General features: G+C 70.4%; 15 protein-coding genes, 1 tRNA gene and 1 pseudogene. 6 read left to right on the top strand and 11 right to left on the bottom strand.

Annotated features, from left to right (window positions below):
• Positions 1-24: 24 nt before the first annotated feature.
• The 7 genes from ACQUQF_RS15800 to ACQUQF_RS15770 all read right to left on the bottom strand — a co-directional run bounded on the left by ACQUQF_RS15800 (position 25) and on the right by ACQUQF_RS15770 (position 7,503).
• Positions 25-603, bottom strand: coding sequence for a DUF7261 family protein (locus tag ACQUQF_RS15800; RefSeq protein ID WP_435180059.1), 579 nt, complete (start codon positions 601-603; stop codon positions 25-27).
• Positions 600-1,040 (bottom strand): DUF7262 family protein, encoded by a 441-nt coding sequence (locus ACQUQF_RS15795; protein ID WP_435180058.1) that lies wholly within the window; start codon positions 1,038-1,040, stop codon positions 600-602. The genes ACQUQF_RS15800 and ACQUQF_RS15795 overlap by 4 nt, the downstream gene beginning before the upstream one ends.
• Positions 1,033-1,719, bottom strand: a complete 687-nt coding sequence (locus ACQUQF_RS15790; protein ID WP_435180057.1) for a DUF7263 family protein — start codon at positions 1,717-1,719, stop codon at positions 1,033-1,035. Before ACQUQF_RS15790 ends, ACQUQF_RS15795 begins: the two co-directional genes overlap by 8 nt.
• Positions 1,716-2,270, bottom strand: coding sequence for a DUF7266 family protein (locus ACQUQF_RS15785; protein ID WP_435180056.1), 555 nt, complete (start codon positions 2,268-2,270; stop codon positions 1,716-1,718). Before ACQUQF_RS15785 ends, ACQUQF_RS15790 begins: the two co-directional genes overlap by 4 nt.
• The gene (locus ACQUQF_RS15780; protein ID WP_435180055.1) at positions 2,263-3,120 is read right to left on the bottom strand and encodes a DUF7289 family protein; all 858 of its coding nucleotides are present in this window, start codon (positions 3,118-3,120) and stop codon (positions 2,263-2,265) included. The genes ACQUQF_RS15785 and ACQUQF_RS15780 overlap by 8 nt, the downstream gene beginning before the upstream one ends.
• Complete coding sequence (locus ACQUQF_RS15775) at positions 3,117-4,973, bottom strand: type II secretion system F family protein (RefSeq protein WP_435180404.1); 1,857 nt, start codon at positions 4,971-4,973, stop codon at positions 3,117-3,119. Before ACQUQF_RS15775 ends, ACQUQF_RS15780 begins: the two co-directional genes overlap by 4 nt.
• Before the next feature lie 316 nt (positions 4,974-5,289).
• Positions 5,290-7,503, bottom strand: coding sequence for a type II/IV secretion system ATPase subunit (locus ACQUQF_RS15770; RefSeq protein ID WP_435180054.1), 2,214 nt, complete (start codon positions 7,501-7,503; stop codon positions 5,290-5,292).
• 238 nt (positions 7,504-7,741) lie between these two features.
• On the opposite strand from ACQUQF_RS15770, the gene ACQUQF_RS15765 reads away from it, so the two are divergent.
• The 5 genes from ACQUQF_RS15765 to ACQUQF_RS15745 all read left to right on the top strand — a co-directional run bounded on the left by ACQUQF_RS15765 (position 7,742) and on the right by ACQUQF_RS15745 (position 12,793).
• Entirely contained in the window at positions 7,742-9,031 is a 1,290-nt protein-coding gene (locus ACQUQF_RS15765) for a hypothetical protein (protein ID WP_435180053.1), read from the top strand.
• Positions 9,032-9,139: 108 nt separating this feature from the next.
• Complete coding sequence (locus ACQUQF_RS15760; RefSeq protein ID WP_435180052.1) at positions 9,140-10,174, top strand: DUF4129 domain-containing protein; 1,035 nt, start codon at positions 9,140-9,142, stop codon at positions 10,172-10,174.
• Positions 10,171-11,022, top strand: coding sequence for a DUF7269 family protein (locus ACQUQF_RS15755; RefSeq protein ID WP_435180051.1), 852 nt, complete (start codon positions 10,171-10,173; stop codon positions 11,020-11,022). Before ACQUQF_RS15760 ends, ACQUQF_RS15755 begins: the two co-directional genes overlap by 4 nt.
• Entirely contained in the window at positions 11,019-12,296 is a 1,278-nt protein-coding gene (locus ACQUQF_RS15750) for a DUF58 domain-containing protein (RefSeq protein WP_435180050.1), read from the top strand. Before ACQUQF_RS15755 ends, ACQUQF_RS15750 begins: the two co-directional genes overlap by 4 nt.
• Positions 12,293-12,793: a DUF7519 family protein gene (locus ACQUQF_RS15745; protein WP_435180049.1), complete on the top strand. Its 501-nt coding sequence runs from the start codon at positions 12,293-12,295 to the stop codon at positions 12,791-12,793. Before ACQUQF_RS15750 ends, ACQUQF_RS15745 begins: the two co-directional genes overlap by 4 nt.
• A 346-nt stretch (positions 12,794-13,139) precedes the next feature.
• Here ACQUQF_RS15745 and ACQUQF_RS15740 read toward each other — a convergent pair whose 3' ends face one another.
• From ACQUQF_RS15740 to ACQUQF_RS15730, 3 genes and pseudogenes are all read right to left on the bottom strand, one after another.
• Positions 13,140-13,283, bottom strand: a complete 144-nt coding sequence (locus ACQUQF_RS15740) for a hypothetical protein (RefSeq protein WP_435180048.1) — start codon at positions 13,281-13,283, stop codon at positions 13,140-13,142.
• A gap of 168 nt (positions 13,284-13,451) precedes the next feature.
• Positions 13,452-15,677: an LAGLIDADG family homing endonuclease gene (locus tag ACQUQF_RS15735; RefSeq protein ID WP_435180403.1), complete on the bottom strand. Its 2,226-nt coding sequence runs from the start codon at positions 15,675-15,677 to the stop codon at positions 13,452-13,454.
• A 24-nt stretch (positions 15,678-15,701) separates the two neighbouring features.
• Positions 15,702-16,172, bottom strand: a pseudogene (locus ACQUQF_RS15730) (AAA family ATPase); the annotation flags it as partial.
• A gap of 102 nt (positions 16,173-16,274) precedes the next feature.
• On the opposite strand from ACQUQF_RS15730, the gene ACQUQF_RS15725 reads away from it, so the two are divergent.
• Positions 16,275-16,360 (top strand) — tRNA-Ser (locus ACQUQF_RS15725).
• Between the two features lie 80 nt (positions 16,361-16,440).
• On the opposite strand, the gene ACQUQF_RS15720 is transcribed toward ACQUQF_RS15725, so the two are convergent.
• Positions 16,441-16,842 (bottom strand): hypothetical protein, encoded by a 402-nt coding sequence (locus ACQUQF_RS15720; protein WP_435180047.1) that lies wholly within the window; start codon positions 16,840-16,842, stop codon positions 16,441-16,443.
• Between the last annotated feature and the right edge of the window lie 173 nt (positions 16,843-17,015).

The raw sequence follows: 17,015 nt of genomic DNA, 5'->3' as shown, positions 1-17,015 counted from the left end.
GGCCGGTCTCCTACCGGAAACTCGTCAACCGAGTGCACTGACGACGGTCGTCAGCTCCAGCTCCGAATCGTCGGTCGTCACGCGCACGTCGAACGCCACCGCCAGGACGTGGGTCTCGCCCGCGCGCTCCTGGACGACCACGCCCCGCCGCGCCTCGCAGTAGCCGAACTGCCGGTTCGGCCCGGCGGGGCAGTTGGTGCGTCGCCACGCCTGGGCCGCCGTCCGGTTATACTCGATCTGGTAGACGGTCCCCGACTCCACGCGGGACGACCGAAGCGAGTCGAGCCTGGGCCGCAGGTCGTTGCGCACCGCGGCCACTGCCTCCTCGCGCTCGTCCCACGCGTACTCGGCGGGGACGCCTGTCGCCGCGTCGTGGACCGCTCGCGAGAGCAGGCGCTCGGCGTTCCGGCCGGGCGCGTCGAACTGCTCGCTCGCGGTCACGTCGGCGTGGTAGCCGAGCTGGAGGTACGCCATCACGACCGGCGCGAGCGCCACCGCGACGACTGCTGCCGCCGCGAGCACGAGCTGGCCGCGCTCTCCGGCGGCTCGTTCGCACTCCGATTCCCCGGAACTCCCGCCGGACTCCGAACCACGGTCCCTCATGCGTACCACACCCAGATGGTCACGTCACCGTGAGCGGTGCTCACCGTGGCCGACCCGACCGCCGCGCCGGCGGGCTTCCGGAAGCCGACCGCGCCGTGCGGTGTTCGGACCCGGAACATCAGGTTGTCCGGTAGAATGCGCTCGACCCGCCGCCGGAGCGCCCCGCGCTCTCGTTCGAACGCGTCGAGCGAGCGCACGACCTCCGAGAGCCGGGTCGCGCCGTTGTGCCGCGGCGGTTCGCCGGCGAGCACGGTCGCGGCGTCCTCGGCGTAGAGGTCCAGTTGGGCCGACCCGTCGATGGCCGACGGAACGCCCAGCGCGAACCCCATCGCGACGGCGAGCACCAGCACCGCGCCGACGCCGGCCTCGACGACCGACAGCGAGAGCTGCGCCCGCGGGAACTGCCGTCGGACGCCGGGAGCGCGCTCCTCACCCATCGACGGTCACCGCCAGCACCGCCTTCCTCGTCTCGGCCGGGTAGTAGGTCAGTTCGAGGCTCCCCGTCGGGAGCGGACCGTCGGTCTCGAACGCGAGCGTCGCGGTCTCGAACCGCGAGAGGTCGACTGCGAACGTCCCCCGCAGCCCCGAGGCGTTCCGGAGGACGACGCGACCGTTCGCCCGAACGACGGTCACGTCGGTTCCGGCGGGCGGCGACAGCGCGACGACGACCCGCGGCGACCGGCGCGGGAGCGTGACCGTCGGCGCGTTCGCCGAGAGGTTCGGCGTCAGCGACGCCGCGGTCCGGTTCTCGACCAGCACCAGCCGCCGTATCGTCGTCCCGCCGGCGGGGTCGCCAGCGACCGCCAGCGTCCGGTCGCCGAGCCGAACCCGCACCTCCTTGCCCTCGGCCACGGGGAACAGCGTTCGGAGCCGGCTGGCAGTCAGTCGCGAGGCGGCGCCGGCGTCGAGCACGTTGGCGCGAGCGGTGACCCGCGACTCGGGACCGACGAGTCGCTCCGAGAGCGCGACCGCGACCCGGCGCTGGTCGGCGTCGCGTTCGGCGCTCAGGTAGGCCCGGTCGGCCATGCCGACGCTCACGACCGCCACGGTGGTCACGACGAGCAGCGCGACCCCGAGCGCGGGCAGGTTCATCTGGGCGCGGCTTCGGCGAGTCATCCGCCACCTCCGTCTCCATCTGTCCTGCTACCGCCTGCGTCGGCCGATTCGAGGCGGACGGCCAGCCCGTCCCCCTCGCTCCGGACCACGACGACCGCGGGTTCCCGACTCGACCAGTTACCCCGGACCGATTCGACCGTCTCGGGCAGCGCGAGCGCGACCTGACCGTCGATCCCGTCCCGCGGGTGGTCGAGGACCAGCGTCCGGTTCACGACTCGGATCGCGTACGCCCGGCCGCGGAGCGTCCGGGGGAGCGAGACCGTCGCGCGGCTCTCGACTTCGCGGGCGCCGGCCGGCACGGCCTGCTGGATTCGGGCGGCCGACTGGGCCAGCACGCGCTCGCCGACCTCCGCGCCCGCCGCGGTCCGGTACTCGGGGACGACCCCGCCGTAGAGGGTCGCCGAGAGGAAGGCGACGTAGAGGACGACGATGCCGGCTTCCAGTGCCTTGCCCACGACCGGTGAGACGGCGCGCTCGTCCCCGTGCCTGTCGAGGAAGGCACGCAGACCGCGACTCCGCCGCCGGTCGCGGTCGCGACGGCGATCAGCCACGCCGCACCTCCAGTCGCATGTCGTGGACGACGAGGTACGCAACCCGCTCGCCGGGGTAGGCGGCCACGACGCTGACAACGCCGTCGCCGTCGAAATCCCGGGTCGTCGCAGTCGCGTTCCGGCGCTCGACGTGGCGGCGCCACGCCTCGGGGGTCGCGGTCTCGACCGCCACCCGGTAGGTGCCGTTGCCCAGCGCGGTCCGGTGGTGGCTGACCGTCGTCCGGAGGACGACCGACCCGCCGCCGGTCGCCGAGACGGCCGCCGACCCGTTCACCTTCGGTGCGCCCACCACGAGCACGCCCGGCTCGTCGCCGTCGCTCGCGCCACCTCCGCGCGACGCCGTGATCGGCGGTGCGGTGCGGAGTCGGGCGTTGTCGGGCGGGCCGCGGACGACAGCGCCGGCGAGGAACGCCACTCGGCGGTCGCCCGCGGTGAAGACGACCGCGCCGACCCGGACCCGCCGCATCACTCCGGTCGCGTTCAGCACGCGGAGGTCACGCTCGACGGTCAGGAGTTGCCCCTCGGTGAACGACACCCGACCCCGGTGGACGCCGGTCGCGGCGACGGGGTCGAGCGCCGCGTCGAGATCGGCGGCCACGCGGGCCGAGTCGGCCGCCGCGGCGTTCTCCTCCACGACCGTCCCGATGCCGGCGGTCAGCGACCCGAGCGCGACCACGACCACCCCGAGCAGGACCGCGACGCCGACGACGTTCGACTGGGCGCGATCGCGGTTCCCGAGCCGGCACTCTCGATTCCGATGCCCGTCGGCATCGGTGCGACAGCTCCGCCAACTGAGCCGCGATGTTCGAGTCCGATGCCCATCGGCATCGGTGCAGACATCGCGGCTCACACCATCCCGACCCCCGCGAACACGAAGTAGGCGACCCCGACCAGCGCGCCGGAGTGGAGCAGCGCCTCGTAGCGTCCCCGACTCGCGTAACCGGCGAACCACCCGCAGGCCAGCATCGTCGCCTGGGTGACGACGTAGAACCGGCGCCTGTCGCGGGCAGGTTGCACGGCGTCGGGGTCGAGTGCGATACCGGCGTCGGCGGTCGAGATGGACGAGAGCTGGGCGAAGCTGTCGAGGACGTAGGCGTCGACCGCGACCATGATGCCGACGACCAGCAGCGCCGTCGTCCATCCGACGGCGACGTATACCAGCATGTTCGACCGCAGTGCCTTCCGCTCGTGGTAGAGTCGCCCGATCTCGACCTGGAGGGTCTCGAACACCGCCTCGGCGTCGCCGCCGGCGTCGAGCGCGCCCGTGACCAGGCCGATGGTCTGGTCCGCGAGCGGCGTGCCGACCCGGTCGACGAACCGCGAGAGCGCGGCGGCCTGGCGGTCGCCGTCCCGGGTGGTCAGGTTGGCGTTGAACGCGAGGTCGGCCACGTCGTCGTTGAGCGCGCCGAGGTCGACGTCGCGGGCGACGCGCTCGACCGCCGCGGCGAACGGCCGGCCCAGGCTGACGTGGCCCGAGACGGCGTGGACGAAGTCGGTTATCTCGCGGTCCTTCGCGTCGTCGCGGTTGGCCCGCCGGAGCGCGACCAGTCCCACCGGGACCGCGAGCGCGACGTACCCGAGCAGGACGGCGTTGACGGGCCGGTAGCCTGCCGTGAGGAGCGCCGCGCCGAGGACGACGGCGAGTGGAGCGAACGCGACCAGCGCGCTCGCCGGGTTCCGGAACGCGCTGGCGAGGGTCGCTAGCGGACCGCCGGGGCGGCGGTAGGCCCTTCCGGACTGGTCGCGCGGTCGGAGCGACCCCACCACCGCGGCCGCGACGCCGCCGACGATCAGGATGAACCCGGCGCTCCCGTAGACGAGCAGCGCCCGCACCGTAATCGGCCCCAGCGGCGTCGCGGTGGTCTCGCCCAGCCCCGGCGCGAGCACGCTCATCACGGTAACGACGATGACGAGCAGCGCCGGGAGCACCAGCAGGACGACGAACATCTCGGCCATGAGCTCGAGGAAGTCGCCGGCCTGCTCGCGGTCCCTGGCCTGGCGGTTCGACAGCATCCGGCTCTCCATCTGGAGGTACTGGGCCAGCGCGTCGGGGCCCTGCTCGGCGTGCTCGCGGAACTTCACCAGGAACGGGGCCAGCGCGTCCCGGGAGGGCGTGTCGCGCGAGACCGCCCGCAGCCCCTCGCCGAGGCTCCCGGTCAGGGTCGCCCGGTTGAGCGCCTTCCGGAACGCCACCGCGGTCTCGCCGTAGGCCTGCCGGCGATCGGCGACCTTCCGGAGCATGGCCGCGCCGTCGTCGCTGCCCGAGGAGAGCGCGTGGAGGTACCGGACCGCGCCGGGCAGCGTGCGCTCGATGTTCGACCGCCGGGCGCTCGCGCGCCACTCGAGGTACCGCCCGCCGAGCGCGACGGTCGCGCGCTTGGCCGCGATGCCGACGGCGAGACCAGTTCCCGCGGCCGCCGCGTTCCGCGAGACGGCCGGCGCGTTCACGGCTTCGAGGCCGGGAATCCCGCGCCGGAGGAAGTCGGCCGCCGCGCCGAGCGTGGCGTCGGGCAGCGCCACCACGGTGACGAACGTCCAACCGCCGACGAGTGCGAGCGCCAGCCACGACAGGCCGTAGGTCCGCGAGAGGTAGACGTCGAAGCTCGCGCTCACGTCCGTCGCCCGGTAGCGCTTGCGGTCGGCGTCGTGTCGCGATGCGTCGGCGTGCCGGGAGAACAGCGCGTAGAGCGCCCGGTCGAGCACCGAGAGCGTCGGGGCGGCGACGGTCTCGGTGACGCGATATCCTCCGGCCGAATCCGTCCCCGCGTCTGCCGTTCCGGCGTCAGTCGCCGCGGTCACCGGGTCGTCCTCCTCGAATCGCGTTCATGGCTATTGTTCCATTCTCCATACCACTTAAATTCACGTGTAGTACTGGGTAATTACTGGTGTCCGAGATGAATCCGGGTCGCGGCACAACGTGGCTACGCCTCGACCGACTCGATACACGGTCGGCACATCGCGTAGCGGAGAACGGCGCCGCACTGACGTCGACGGCGATGTCGCGACTCTGATGTCGCGTCTACGCGCTCTCTCGCTTGACCCGCTCGACGGTGGCGGCCTCGTCGTTCCGGAGGTCGGCGAGGAACGCGAACAGCTCCTGGAAGTCGTCCATCCCCTCCCGGGCCATGTACTGGACGTACCGGTGCTTGCGGTGGAACTCGTCGGCGACCGCGTCGGGGGTCCGGTCGGTGCGCTCGGCGAGGCGGTCGAAGAACCGGAGTCGCCTGTCCTCCGCGTCGTCGCCCAGTCGGGGATGGTCGTACGCCAGGCGGAACTGGCCGTCGGTGTCGCGCCAGGCGACCGCGTTCCAGTAGACGGTCGCGCCGTCCTTCTCGACCGCGCCGCACCGCGCTTCCGCGGGGTCCAGTTTCTCGTACTCCGACGCGGTCAGCAGTTCCACGATCTCGCCGACGTAGCGGTCGCCGTCGACCAGTCGGGGGAAGACGACGAGGTCGAGCTCCCGGAGGAGGTACGGCGGCAGGCCCTGTTCTACCACCCGGTTCACCAGCTTCTCGACGTCCTCGGCGTGAGTGGTGCCGATGATGCCGTGGCCGGTGTTGAGGCTCTCGGCGAACGTCTCGAAACTGGCGGGCGTGTTGATCTCGGCGATGACCTCGACGTCCGGGTTCAGATAGTTGCACTCGGTCATCAGGTCGGCCATCGTGACCCGCTTGTAGTCGCTCTCGTGGTCGCGGGTGGTGAGCGAGACGCCGGTCTCGTGGGGCAGGCGTACCTCACGGGACCCCTCGTCGATGGAGATGGGCCGGTCGCGGTACGGGATGAACGGCATGTGCGAGTTCATCAGCGTCGTCTTCCCGGTGCCGGTCGGCCCCGAGAACAGGACGACGCCGTGGTGCTCGTACACCTGCCAGAGCAGGGTGACCATCTCTGTCGAGAGGCTGTCGGACGCCAGCAGGTCGACCGGGGTCATCGCCTCGGGCGCCTGCTTCCGGATGGAGATGTGCGGGCCGTCCTCGCTGATGACCCCGAGCGCCAGCGCGGCCCGGATGGTCACCTCCTCGGGCACGCCCTCGGGCTGGAGGTTCACCTTGGCGCTGGGGTTCGAGGCGTTGAGCTCGGTGCCGTCGCTGGCGGCCATCTGGGTGACGACGTTGGCGAACTCCGCCTCGTCCTCGAACGCGAGGTTGGTCGGCGCGCGCTCGCCGTGGCCGATCTCCCGTCCCCGCGGCACCACCTTGATGCGCTCGCCGACTCGGTTGGCCTCGACGTCCTCCAGCAGGTCGTCGCGGATGGGGACGGTCAGCTTCCCGTGGCCGACGAAGTCCCGCATCACGTAGTAGACCAGGTCCGACAGCCGGTCGGCCGAGAACCGGTGGTTCACGGGCGGGACCGCGAGGTCGTACTCCGCCAAGGCGGTCCGGACCCGGTAGGCGGCGGCGTCGAGCCACGCCCTGGTGTTGCGCGCGGTCAGCCGCCGCGAGAGGAAGGTCCGGGCGCGCTCGCGGACGAACGCCGCACGGTCCTCGACCACCCCGTCGACGTTCGACTCCCAGATGCGGTCCTTGCACTCCCGGATGAGCTCCTCGTCGCCGGGCAGCAGATCCGGTTCCAGCACCGCGTACTTGGTCGCGAACGAGTCGTTGGCCAGCAGGTGCTCGCGGTACACCACGACCGGCACCCGGAACTCCCGGAAGGCGACGGTGTGGCGCTCGACGCGCTCGCTGGCGAACCGCTCGAGGAACTCGGCGTCCGCCGGCAGGTCGGTGTCGGCCGGCGCGTAGTCGTCGGTGTGGACCACCAGCCGGTCGCTGGCGCTGTCGGCCACCTCGATGTCGTCGTCGAGCGCCAGCGGCGTCAGTTCGCCGAGACACCGCAGGTTCCGGAGCGCGTAGTAGTCGACCGCCCGGCGGCTCTCGGGCGGCAGGTCGGTCAGCCGGTCGACGATGCGGCGGTACTTGGGGTCGAAGCCGGCGGCCATCCGCTCGCCGGCGCCCTCGCGGGTCAGCGGCCGGGCGAGGTTCGCCTCGGCGAAGTGGTCCTCAACGGTCGCCAGGGCGTCCTCGCCGCCGGGCGAGAGGGGCGGCTCCCGGACGCGGTAGTCGAAGCCGTCGTCGGTCTCGGTGATGGTGGCGACGACGCCCGGGTGGAGTTCGTACTGCGCGCGGACCTCGGGCGCGTACCACGCCTCGGGGTCGTCCGGCGGTTTCGGCGGCGGCACCTCCGGCATCGGCCCGGAAGGATCACCGTCGCTCGTCGAACGCGTCTCTGTCATACCGACAATTCAACTCCATCTGGTACTTAAATTTTGACATAGGCGGGGTAGTACTATTTCGTTCTGTCCGAGTGGTTGAACGTCTCCCAATTCATCAGGTACAGAACGGGTTTCTCTGTCAAATACGACGAAAAGATGCGGACTAAAGTAAATTTCCACAACCTAGAAGATAATTTTACGTCTTCCCGGAGGTGGTATCGAACGAAGTCTCATGCCCAACCAGACCCGCCGAACGTTCGTGAAAGCCGCAGGAGCATCGGTACTGACGGCCGCGGGGGCCGGCACGCTGAGCGCCGCCGGGACCGCCCGATCCAGCGACGGCGAGTTCACCGTCGTCGAGGACTCCCCGACGACGAAGACGCTGTTCAGCGCGGTCAACACCGCCGAGGGACCGGCCGCTGTCGGCGCGGGCGGTGACGTCCTCCTCAGGCGGGCCGACGGTTGGCGGAAGGTCGTCGAGTACGGTCCGCAGGCCCGGAGCCGACCGCTCAAGGGTGCCGACGTCACCGACGACGGCCGGGCGGTCTGGTTCGTCGGCGGGTCGGGCGTCATCGGCGAGTACCGGGTCGACACCCACACGCTGACGAACTACTCCGCCCCGAAGGGCAAGACCAGCACCTGGGAGGACGTCGCGGTCGTCGGCACCGCGGGCGAGGACGAGCGGCTCTACTTCGTCAACGGGTCGGGCGAACTGCTCGTGGGCATCCGCCAGCAGTCGGGCGCGGTGAAGTACCGTGACGTCATCAAGCCAGGCGGCGGGTCGACGATCCCCGGCATCGACTTCCGGAGCCGGTCGGCCGGCCACGTCATCAGCACGAGCCAGTTCGTCGCCGAGACGACCGACGGCGGCAAGAACTGGACGCAGATCGGCATCGACTTCGCGGGCAACGCGTTCTACGACGTCGCGAGCGTCGGGCCGAAGGACGTCAACGTCGCCGCCGGCAACGGCATCGTCTACCGGTACGACGGGTTCCGCTGGACGCCCCACGTGATCGACGACGGCCGGCAGGCCGTCCGCGGCATCGACCGGGACGGCGATGCCGGGTTCGCGGCCGGGGCCGGCGGCAAGGTCTACGAGCGCCAGTCGGCCGGCCAGTGGACCCGCCACCAGACGCCGACCGACACCAAGTTCAACGGCGCGGCCAGCGGACCCGACTACGACGTCGCCGTCGGTGCCGGCGGTACCATCGTCGAGCGGTCCACCGGCGGCGGTGGCGGCACGACCACTCCGACGAGCACGACGACCACCGACACGACGAATACGACCGCGGAAACGGTGACGGCCACGACGACTTCGACGACCGTAACGAGTACTGCGACGACTACTACGGCCATCGCCACGCCGACAACGACTCCCACGAGCACGTCGACGTCGACGACGAGCACGCCGACCGAAACCCTGACCGCGAGCACAACGGCGACCGCGTCGGCTGCGGACAGCGACGCCGAGACGGTGTTCACCGTCGCCGTCGACCCCGAGGAGGTCCGGCAGGTCGTCGACGGCGTGTGGGTCCTCGACGAGCCGTAGGCGGCACGCGGTGGTCGCTCACACGTTCCGGGTGGAGGGACGGAGAGAAACGCCGCACGCCGCCGCCGAGGCAGAACCTCTAAGTTATCAATCCGTCTACCTTCCAGCGTGGACCGCGACACCGTACGCCCCGTCGTCCTCGCGCTGCTCGCCGTCGTCGCCATCGGTTTCGCCGCCGCGACGCTCGACTCGGCGGTCCGGACCGACTCGGGCGGGTTCGGCCTCGGCGCGCCGAGCTCCGAGGCGGGCGCGCCCGACGGCGGCACGCCCAGCTTCGGATTCGGGAACCGGTCGTCCCCGTCGGCAGGCGGCGGCTCGCTGCTGAACGTCCCCTGCTTCGCGTTCCTCGACTCCTGGTGGGCCGTCACCGCCATCGTCGGGCTCTTCGGACTGGGCGCGTACGTCGCCTACCGCCGGCTCGGCGGGGTCGGCGTCGTCGCGTACGCCGGCCCGGTGGGCATCCCGCTGCTGTTCGCCCACGCCGTGCTGACGAGCTGCACCAGTCCGATGCCGAAGGCCCGCCAGTCGTTGTTCGGGGGCGGCAACATGTCGCTCGTGCCCGAGGGCGGCAGCGGCGTGCCCGGCGGCGCCACCGGGACCAGCGTCACCGACCCCTCGTTCCTCCTGATGGCGGGCCTCGGCGTCGCGCTGCTCGCGGCGGTCGCGCTGCTGTTCGTCTCCTCCTCCGGCGACGACCCCGAGCCCGACGAGGAGTTCGCCGAACCCGACAGTTCGGAGGACGTGCGCGCTGTCGGCCGGGCCGCCGGCGAGGCCGCCGACCGCATCGAGGACGCGACCGACGTCGACAACGAGGTGTTCCGCGCGTGGCGCGAGATGACCGACCACCTCGACGTCCGCAACCCCGCCGCCAGCACGCCCGCGGAGTTCGCCGCGGCCGCGGTCGACGCGGGCATGGCCCGCGAGGACGTCGACCGGCTCACCGCGCTGTTCGAGGAGGTCCGGTACGGCGGCGAGGCCCCGACCGAGGAGCGCGAACGGCAGGCGCTCGACGCCCTCCGGCGCATCGAGCGCGAGTACGCCGGCGGGCCGGGTAGCGAGGGCCGGCCGCAGGACCGCAGCGACGACCCGACTGACGACCCCGATCCGACCGACAACCCCGACTCCGGAGGTGGCCCCGCGTGACCGACGACAACGACCATCCCGTACTGACCGTGGTCGGCGTCGTCGCGGTCGCGCTCGGCCTGCTGATGGCGTTCGTCCCCGGCTTCGCGGCCGCCATCGGCACCGGCTACGCCGCCGTGACCGCGGTCGGCCTGCTCGCGCTGGTCCAGGGACTCCGGGTCGCCCGCGCCCGGCAGGCGGCCGAGGTCGAGTTCGCCGAGACCCCGGACGTCGAGACCGTCGAGTCGGTGCCGACGCCGGGCGACGAGTTCGACCGGACCGTCGCCGAGCTCCGGTCGGGGCCCCGCCGGGTGTTCATCCGCGAGCGGTCTGACCTCCGGGACACGCTCCGGGAGGCCGCGGTCACGGCGGTCGCCGACCGCGACAACTGCTCGCCCGAGCTGGCCCGCGAGCGCATCGCCGACGGGTCGTGGACCGGCGACCCCCACGCCGCGGCGTTCCTCGGGGGCGACGACGTCCCCGCGCCGCCGCTGCTCGACCGGCTGCGGCTCGCGGCCAGCACCGAGTCGCGCTACCAGCACCGCATCCGCCGGACCGCCGACGCCGTCGCCCGGGCGGCGGGCGTCGTCGGCGCCGACGAGTCGACGGACGGTTACAGCGGCGGCGGAGGCGGGTCCGGCGGGTTCCGGACCGGGAGCTGGCTGTCGCGGCTCCGGTCGTGGCGGCGCAACGCCGGCGACACCGACAATTCGGGGTCCGCTGACGTGGGCGCGTCAGGCGGTGCGACCGACTCGCCCGCCGGCACAGGTTCGACCGACGCCGGCCGGGCAGCCGGCTCCGACCGCGGAGAGACCGGCTCGGACGGACGAGGGACCGACGCCGACCGCCGAACGGAGGCCGAAGCGTGAAGTCGATCCGCCGGACCCACCGGTGGAAGGGCGTCAGCGCGGTCGCGCTGCTGGCGGGCGGGCTCGGCGTGCTGTTCAGCCGGCCGCTGGTGCTGCTGTCGGGCGTCGTCGGGGTCGCGTTCGCGGCCTACGCCCGGACCGCGGGCGCTCCCGACGTGGACCTCGACGTGACCCGGACCGTCAGCGACGACGAACCGCTGCCCGGCGACGAGGTGCAGGTCCGGGTGGTCGTCGAGAACGTCGGCGACGCGATGCTGGCCGACGTCCGGCTGGTCGACGGCGTGCCCGACGCGCTGCCGGTGACCGACGGGGCGGCCCGGCTCGGGACCGCGCTCCGGCCCGGCAAGACCGCGTCGTTCGCCTACACCGTCGAGGCCGAGCGCGGCGAGCACGAGTTCGGCCCCGCGACCGCCGTCGTCCGGGACTTCAGCGGCGCCGTCGAGGTCGAGACCGAGGTCGAGTGCGAGACGACGCTGCGGTGCGTGCCGAAGCTCGGCACCACCGTCGACGTCCCGCTGCGCGCCCAGACCACCCGGTACACCGGCCGGGTCACCACCGACACCGGCGGGTCGGGCGTCGAGTTCCACGCCACCCGCGAGTACCGGCCGGGCGACCCGCTCTCGCGGGTCGACTGGAACCGGCTCGCGCGCACGGGCGAACTCACCACCATCGAGTTCCGCGAGGAGCGGGCCGCGAGCGTGGTCGTGGTCGTCGACACCCGCGAGCAGGCGTACCTGGCCCGCGGCGAGGGCGAGCGCAACGCTGTCCAGTTCGGGGTCGACGCCGCGGGCAAGATCGTGACGAAGCTGCTCGACGCGGGCGACCGGGTCGGGCTGGCGTCGTTCGGCCCCGCGGACTGCTGGCTCGCGCCCGGCGCGGGCACCGACCACCAGGCCCGGGCGCGCGACCTGCTGGCGACCCACCCGGCGTTCGCCCCGACGCCCTCCGACGACATGTTCTACCCGGTCACGCGGCTGAAGCAACTCCGCAAGCGGCTGCCCCCCGCCAGCCAGGTCGTGTTCGTCACGCCGCTGTGCGACGAGTTCGGCCCGGAGGTCGCCCGCCGGCTCGACGCCCAGGACCACCTCGTGACGGTGGTGAGCCCCGACCCGACCGCGACCGCCACCGCCGGCCAGCGGTTCGCCCGGACCCGGCGGAGCCACCGCGTCTCCGAGCTCCGGGAGGCCGGCGTCCGGGTCGTCGACTGGGACACCGACGAGACGCTGGGCGTGGCGCTGGCCCGGGTGGCCCGGATCGCGGGAGGTGGCGCGTGACCCGCGAGATCGACCGGTCGCCCGCCCGGCTCTCGTCGGCGCTGTCGGTGACCGGGGCCGGGCTCTCGGCGGGGACCAGCGCGCTCACCGGATCGGTCGGGCTCGCGGTCGGCGCGGCCGGCTTCCTGGTGGTCGCGCTGGGCGTGTTCCGGGGCTCGCTGCGGGCCGTCACCCTCGGCTCGACCGCGCTGCTGATCGCGGCGCTGGCCGGCGGGCTGGCGGTCGGCGCCCCGTTCCTGCTGCTGCCGGGCGTCATCGCCGCGGTGCTGGCGTGGGACCTGGGCGAGCAGGCCATCAACGTCGGGCAGCAACTCGGTCGGGGCGCCGACACGACCCAGCTCGAGGCGACCCACGCCGCCGCCAGCACCGTGGTCGGGGTCGGCGCGGGCGGCCTCGGCTACGGGGTCTACCTGGTGTCGGCGGGCGGCCGGCCGGTGACCGCGCTGGTGTTCCTGCTTTTGGCCGCGGTCGTGCTCACGTCGGCGCTCCGGGCCTGACTCGTTCGATCGCTCTTCTCCGGCATTGCTCTCTCGCTTTACCAACTGTGCAACCGGGACGCACTCGTCGCAATCCCGCCGTGGCGCGTGCTGGCGCGGCGCTCGTGAGCGCCGCGCCCTCATCACGCGAGGGCTGAGGACCGCAGGCTGCAGGCCGAGGACCGCAAGCGGCTGGGGAGGCGTGAGGCTCGCAGTTGAGGTGCAGTTGCGGGACACAGGTGACGGCAGTCGCTAGCTCCGACTGTTTCTCTCTCACCGCGTGCCGCCTGGACTGGGAGAAATTCGCTCGCTCGATTGAACAGAGCCGTCCGGAAAATTGCCTACGGCGCCGATACCCCGGCCGAGCTCACCCCCGCATCTCGCGCTGGAGCCGTCGCAGCTGTCGCTCGACGCGCCGGGCCTGCTCCTCGGCGTTCGGGTCGAGGTCCGCGAGCTCCTTCTCCTCGTCCTGCTCGGTCTCGGAATCCTCCCCGGATTCGTCTGCCTTCATACCCTGCGTTGCTCGGCGGGTTGATATAAAGACGAGCCAACCGCGGTGGAAGTGAAACTGCACGACGGCGACGGGGTCGGCGGGCGTCTGACGCCCGTCTGACGGCGTTCGGGGGCCGATACACTCTGCCGTGGCCGTACGGTTCGTCGAGAATCGTCTCGGGACGGCCTACTCCACCGTCGGGACCGGCACGTCGTCGAGCACCCGGTCGACGATGGTGGACTTCGAGACGTTGTTGACCTGGGCGTCGGGCGTGAGCACGACCCGGTGGGCCAGCACGGGCTGGGCCACGCGCTTGACGTCGTCGGGGGTGACGAACTCCCGGCCCCGCATGGCGGCGTAGGCCCGCGAGGCCTCGAAGAGCCGCTGGGTCCCGCGCGGGGAGACGCCGACCTGGACCCGGCGGTCCTCGCGGGTGCCGCGGGCGACGTTGGCCATGTACTCCAGCAGGTCGTCGTCGACCCGGACCGTCTCGGGCACCTCGCGGAGGTCGGTCACGAGCTGCTCGTCGAGCACGGTGCCGACCGAGGGGCTCTGCTCGGAGCGGCCGGCCCGCCGGCGGAGCAGTTCGTACTCGCCCTCGACGTCGGGGTAGCCGATGGAGGACTTGACCGCGAAGCGGTCGACCTGGGCCTCGGGCAGCGGGAAGGTGTTGTGATTAATGCCGCACGCTCCCAGTCCAGCGACGTAATTGTGGGTTTCGGGGACTGAGAGTCCGATGACCTGTCCATCGTACTCCTCTTTCTCGACGTTCGTGATTCGGTCGTAAAATACGTCGCCGTCGACGAGTTCCTGCAGGTGCGTCGTGAGGCGCTCGGCTTCCCCGATTCGCTCGGTGTAGGTGTCCGCGACGAATTCGATCGCTTCTTCGTGAACCTGCTCACCTTCGTACATCTGCCAGACCTGATGCTTGGAGAGTTGGGTTTCCTCGACGATGTCCGTCATCGCCAGCCCACACTGCTTTGCCGCCGCCCCGAGGTCTCCGGTAGCGAGGGGTTCGGGATCTGTAGACCGGCGGTCGCTGATTTCGTCGCTGATATCTTCGAGGAACTTGTCCAGGTGTTCGTCGGACATCCGGTCTCGCTCCGTCCGGAGCATCTTGTAAGAGTTGTACCACTCGCGCTCGGAAAGGCCGTCGTACTGCAGTCCGAGATGGTCGACGATGGCCTCCACTTTGTTTTTGTCGAGCGGCGTCACCCGGTGTGCTGATTCGAAGGTGTCTACGTCGGGTGTTTCCCCCGGCCACTCGAACCGCTCGACGTACTCAGATACGTCCTCGCCTTGGATTTTGAGCCGGTACACTTGTTCACGGTCCTTGACCCACGGACGAATTCCGAACTGGAGCAGGAGGTGTGCGATGACGTTGGTCGTCTCTCGGTCGTTCTGCGTGAACGTGATTCGGCGCCGATCCGCGTCGAAGTTGCCTTCCGCGATGAGGAAAATCTGGAGGAACGCTCGGCGGAACGGCTCTGGTGCGTCGAGCAACTGCTCGGGCGAACGGAGGTCGTACCGAGCATCGAGATACTCGACCAACGGTTTCGAGTCGATGGATGCCTCCCGTCCGCCGCGAATCTCCCGGATACGCGGTTCGAATCCGAGCCTTTCGGCCAGGCCGACCCATCGGTCGAACTTCTCCGGGTAGTTCTTCTGGTAAATGCGCACCGTCTCGTCGGTGAAGTGACCGTCGGATAGCACGAACCCGACGAAGAAACCCGCCTCCGCGTCGCTCAGGGGTTCGTCGAATAGGTGAACCGTGTGCGCTTCGACGTAGTCCGCAACCTCGAACGATTCGGCACGAAGCGTCTCGGAAAGCTGCTCACCGACCGCTGTGTCCGCCCCTTGCAAGTAATTGAGCACTCGGTCGTAGCTTGCGTCCACTCGGTCGGCGAGTTCTTTCTTGGTCAGGTCGGCGACGACACGCAACTTGTCAAGGTCCTCCCGGGAACACGGTTCACCTTCCTGTAACTTAGCCCGGAGATCTCGAACTTCATCCCGGTCAACCACATTCCAGTCCTCTCGAAGCGCAGCTATCACCGACTCGTGACTCGGGAAATTCCGCTCTTCGACCTGTAACCGTTCGGGTGCGACGAGATAATCGTCCTCTTCGAGGTCACGCGCTTCGACCCATTGAACCGAGCCCGCACGGTTGACGAGGAACGGGTGATTCCCGCTAACCGTGATTTCCCGTCCGGTTTTGGTTTCGAAGGTATAGACGTGTCCTTCGTAGTCCGTTTCGTACACCAGACACTCCTGTCGGGTGAGATTCCCATCGTCGTCGAGGGTCTGTGTCGTCGCGTCCACGTCGTACACTCGCGTGTCGCCGTCGTGCACTAGTTCGCCACGCTCCTTCGCGTGTTCGAGTGCGTCTTTCGCCTTCCACAGCCCACCGTTCATGTACACCGTCTCGTCCGGGTGAAGGCTCCCCTCTTGCTCGACGGGGTTCTGGGTCGCGATGACGAAGAAGGGCTTGGGGAGCTCGTGGGTGTCGCCGTCGACGGTGACCTGGCCCTCCTCCATGGCCTCCAGGAGGGCGGCCTGGGTCTTGGGCGGCGCGCGGTTGATCTCGTCGGCCAGCACCACGTTCGCGAAGATGGGCCCCTCGTTGAACTCGAACTCGCGGTCCTGCTCGTTGAACACGTGGGTGCCGGTCACGTCCGCGGGGAGGAGGTCGGGGGTGAACTGGACCCGCGAGAACGAGAGGCCGAGCGCGGACGCGAAGCTCCGCGCGGTCAGCGTCTTGCCCGTGCCGGGCACGTCTTCGAGGAGGGCGTGGCCGCTGGCCATCACGCCCAGGAGCACGGTCTCGAGGAACTCCCGGTCGGCGATGACCGCGTTGCCGATGGCATCGAGGACGGCTTCGCACTGCTCGTTCGCCTCGGTTACGTCCATACCCTACAACGTCGCGGGGAACCTGCTTCAAGGTGGCGGTTGGTTGAAGAAAGCATCGGGAATCGAAATCCCTAAGACGGAACGGGGATTACGTGGAGGTGAGCCGAGGTAGCCTAGCCTGGCCAAGGCGGTTGCTTCGAGAGCAACTGTCCTTCACGGACACAGGAGTTCGAATCTCCTCCTCGGCGTTCCCGAAATTTCTTCAGCTTTTCACCGTCGATAGCTATAATTATCCGGATTATCTTGGTCTCGTCGTAGTCCTTCGATTCTAAAACAGGAACATGAAGTTGTGGACGCCGAGGAACCCGTACCAGGCGGCCGCCGAGCAGTAGGTGACGACCCGGAACGCGTCGGAGTAGCCGTCGGGCGCCCAGCCGTCCGGCGTCAGCCTGGCGACGGCCTCGCCGCTCTCGGCCAGCAGCGCGACGCCGACCACGGCGAGCACCACCGTGGCGAGCACGCCCGGTACCATCCCGATCTCGTGGATGAGCGTGCGGGTGAGCCATACCGACTCGTAGACGTCCTCCCGGAGCGAGAGGACGGTCACGGTGCTCACCGCGTCGAGCGCTTTGCCGACGAACAACACCACGAGCAGCGAGTAGCGGTTCGCTCCGACGGCGAAGCGACCGCCCCCGAAGGCGTAGGACCCTGGAACCGAACTGTTCGACACGTCCGCTGGGACGCCGCTCCCGCCCTTTGTTATAGACTCCAAAAATCCCCATTAACGGTCGTCCACTGTCGGGTCAGGCCCTCGTTGTCGCGGCGAACGCGTCGGTAACGACCCAATACTTCTGGCGTGCCACCGAACACGCTCCGGGAGCGTCGGGCGACCGCTGGCGCCGA

Origin of the sequence: Halorussus sp. AFM4 (assembly GCF_051194995.1) — an archaeon.
Lineage (GTDB): Archaea > Halobacteriota > Halobacteria > Halobacteriales > Haladaptataceae > Halorussus.
The sequence above is the reverse complement of the archived record's forward strand: the minus strand, read 5'-3'. Positions and strand labels throughout refer to the sequence as shown.

What these genes read in the sequence shown, in the direction of transcription:
- ACQUQF_RS15740 (WP_435180048.1), bottom strand. Translation starts at nt 13,283, where the DNA reads ATGAAGGCAGACGAATCCGGGGAGGATTCCGAGACCGAGCAGGACGAG.
- ACQUQF_RS15790 (WP_435180057.1), bottom strand. Translation starts at nt 1,719, where the DNA reads ATGACTCGCCGAAGCCGCGCCCAGATGAACCTGCCCGCGCTCGGGGTC.
- ACQUQF_RS15800 (WP_435180059.1), bottom strand. Translation starts at nt 603, where the DNA reads ATGAGGGACCGTGGTTCGGAGTCCGGCGGGAGTTCCGGGGAATCGGAG.
- ACQUQF_RS15735 (WP_435180403.1), bottom strand. Translation starts at nt 15,677, where the DNA reads ATGAACGGTGGGCTGTGGAAGGCGAAAGACGCACTCGAACACGCGAAG.
- ACQUQF_RS15795 (WP_435180058.1), bottom strand. Translation starts at nt 1,040, where the DNA reads ATGGGTGAGGAGCGCGCTCCCGGCGTCCGACGGCAGTTCCCGCGGGCG.
- ACQUQF_RS15770 (WP_435180054.1), bottom strand. Translation starts at nt 7,503, where the DNA reads ATGACAGAGACGCGTTCGACGAGCGACGGTGATCCTTCCGGGCCGATG.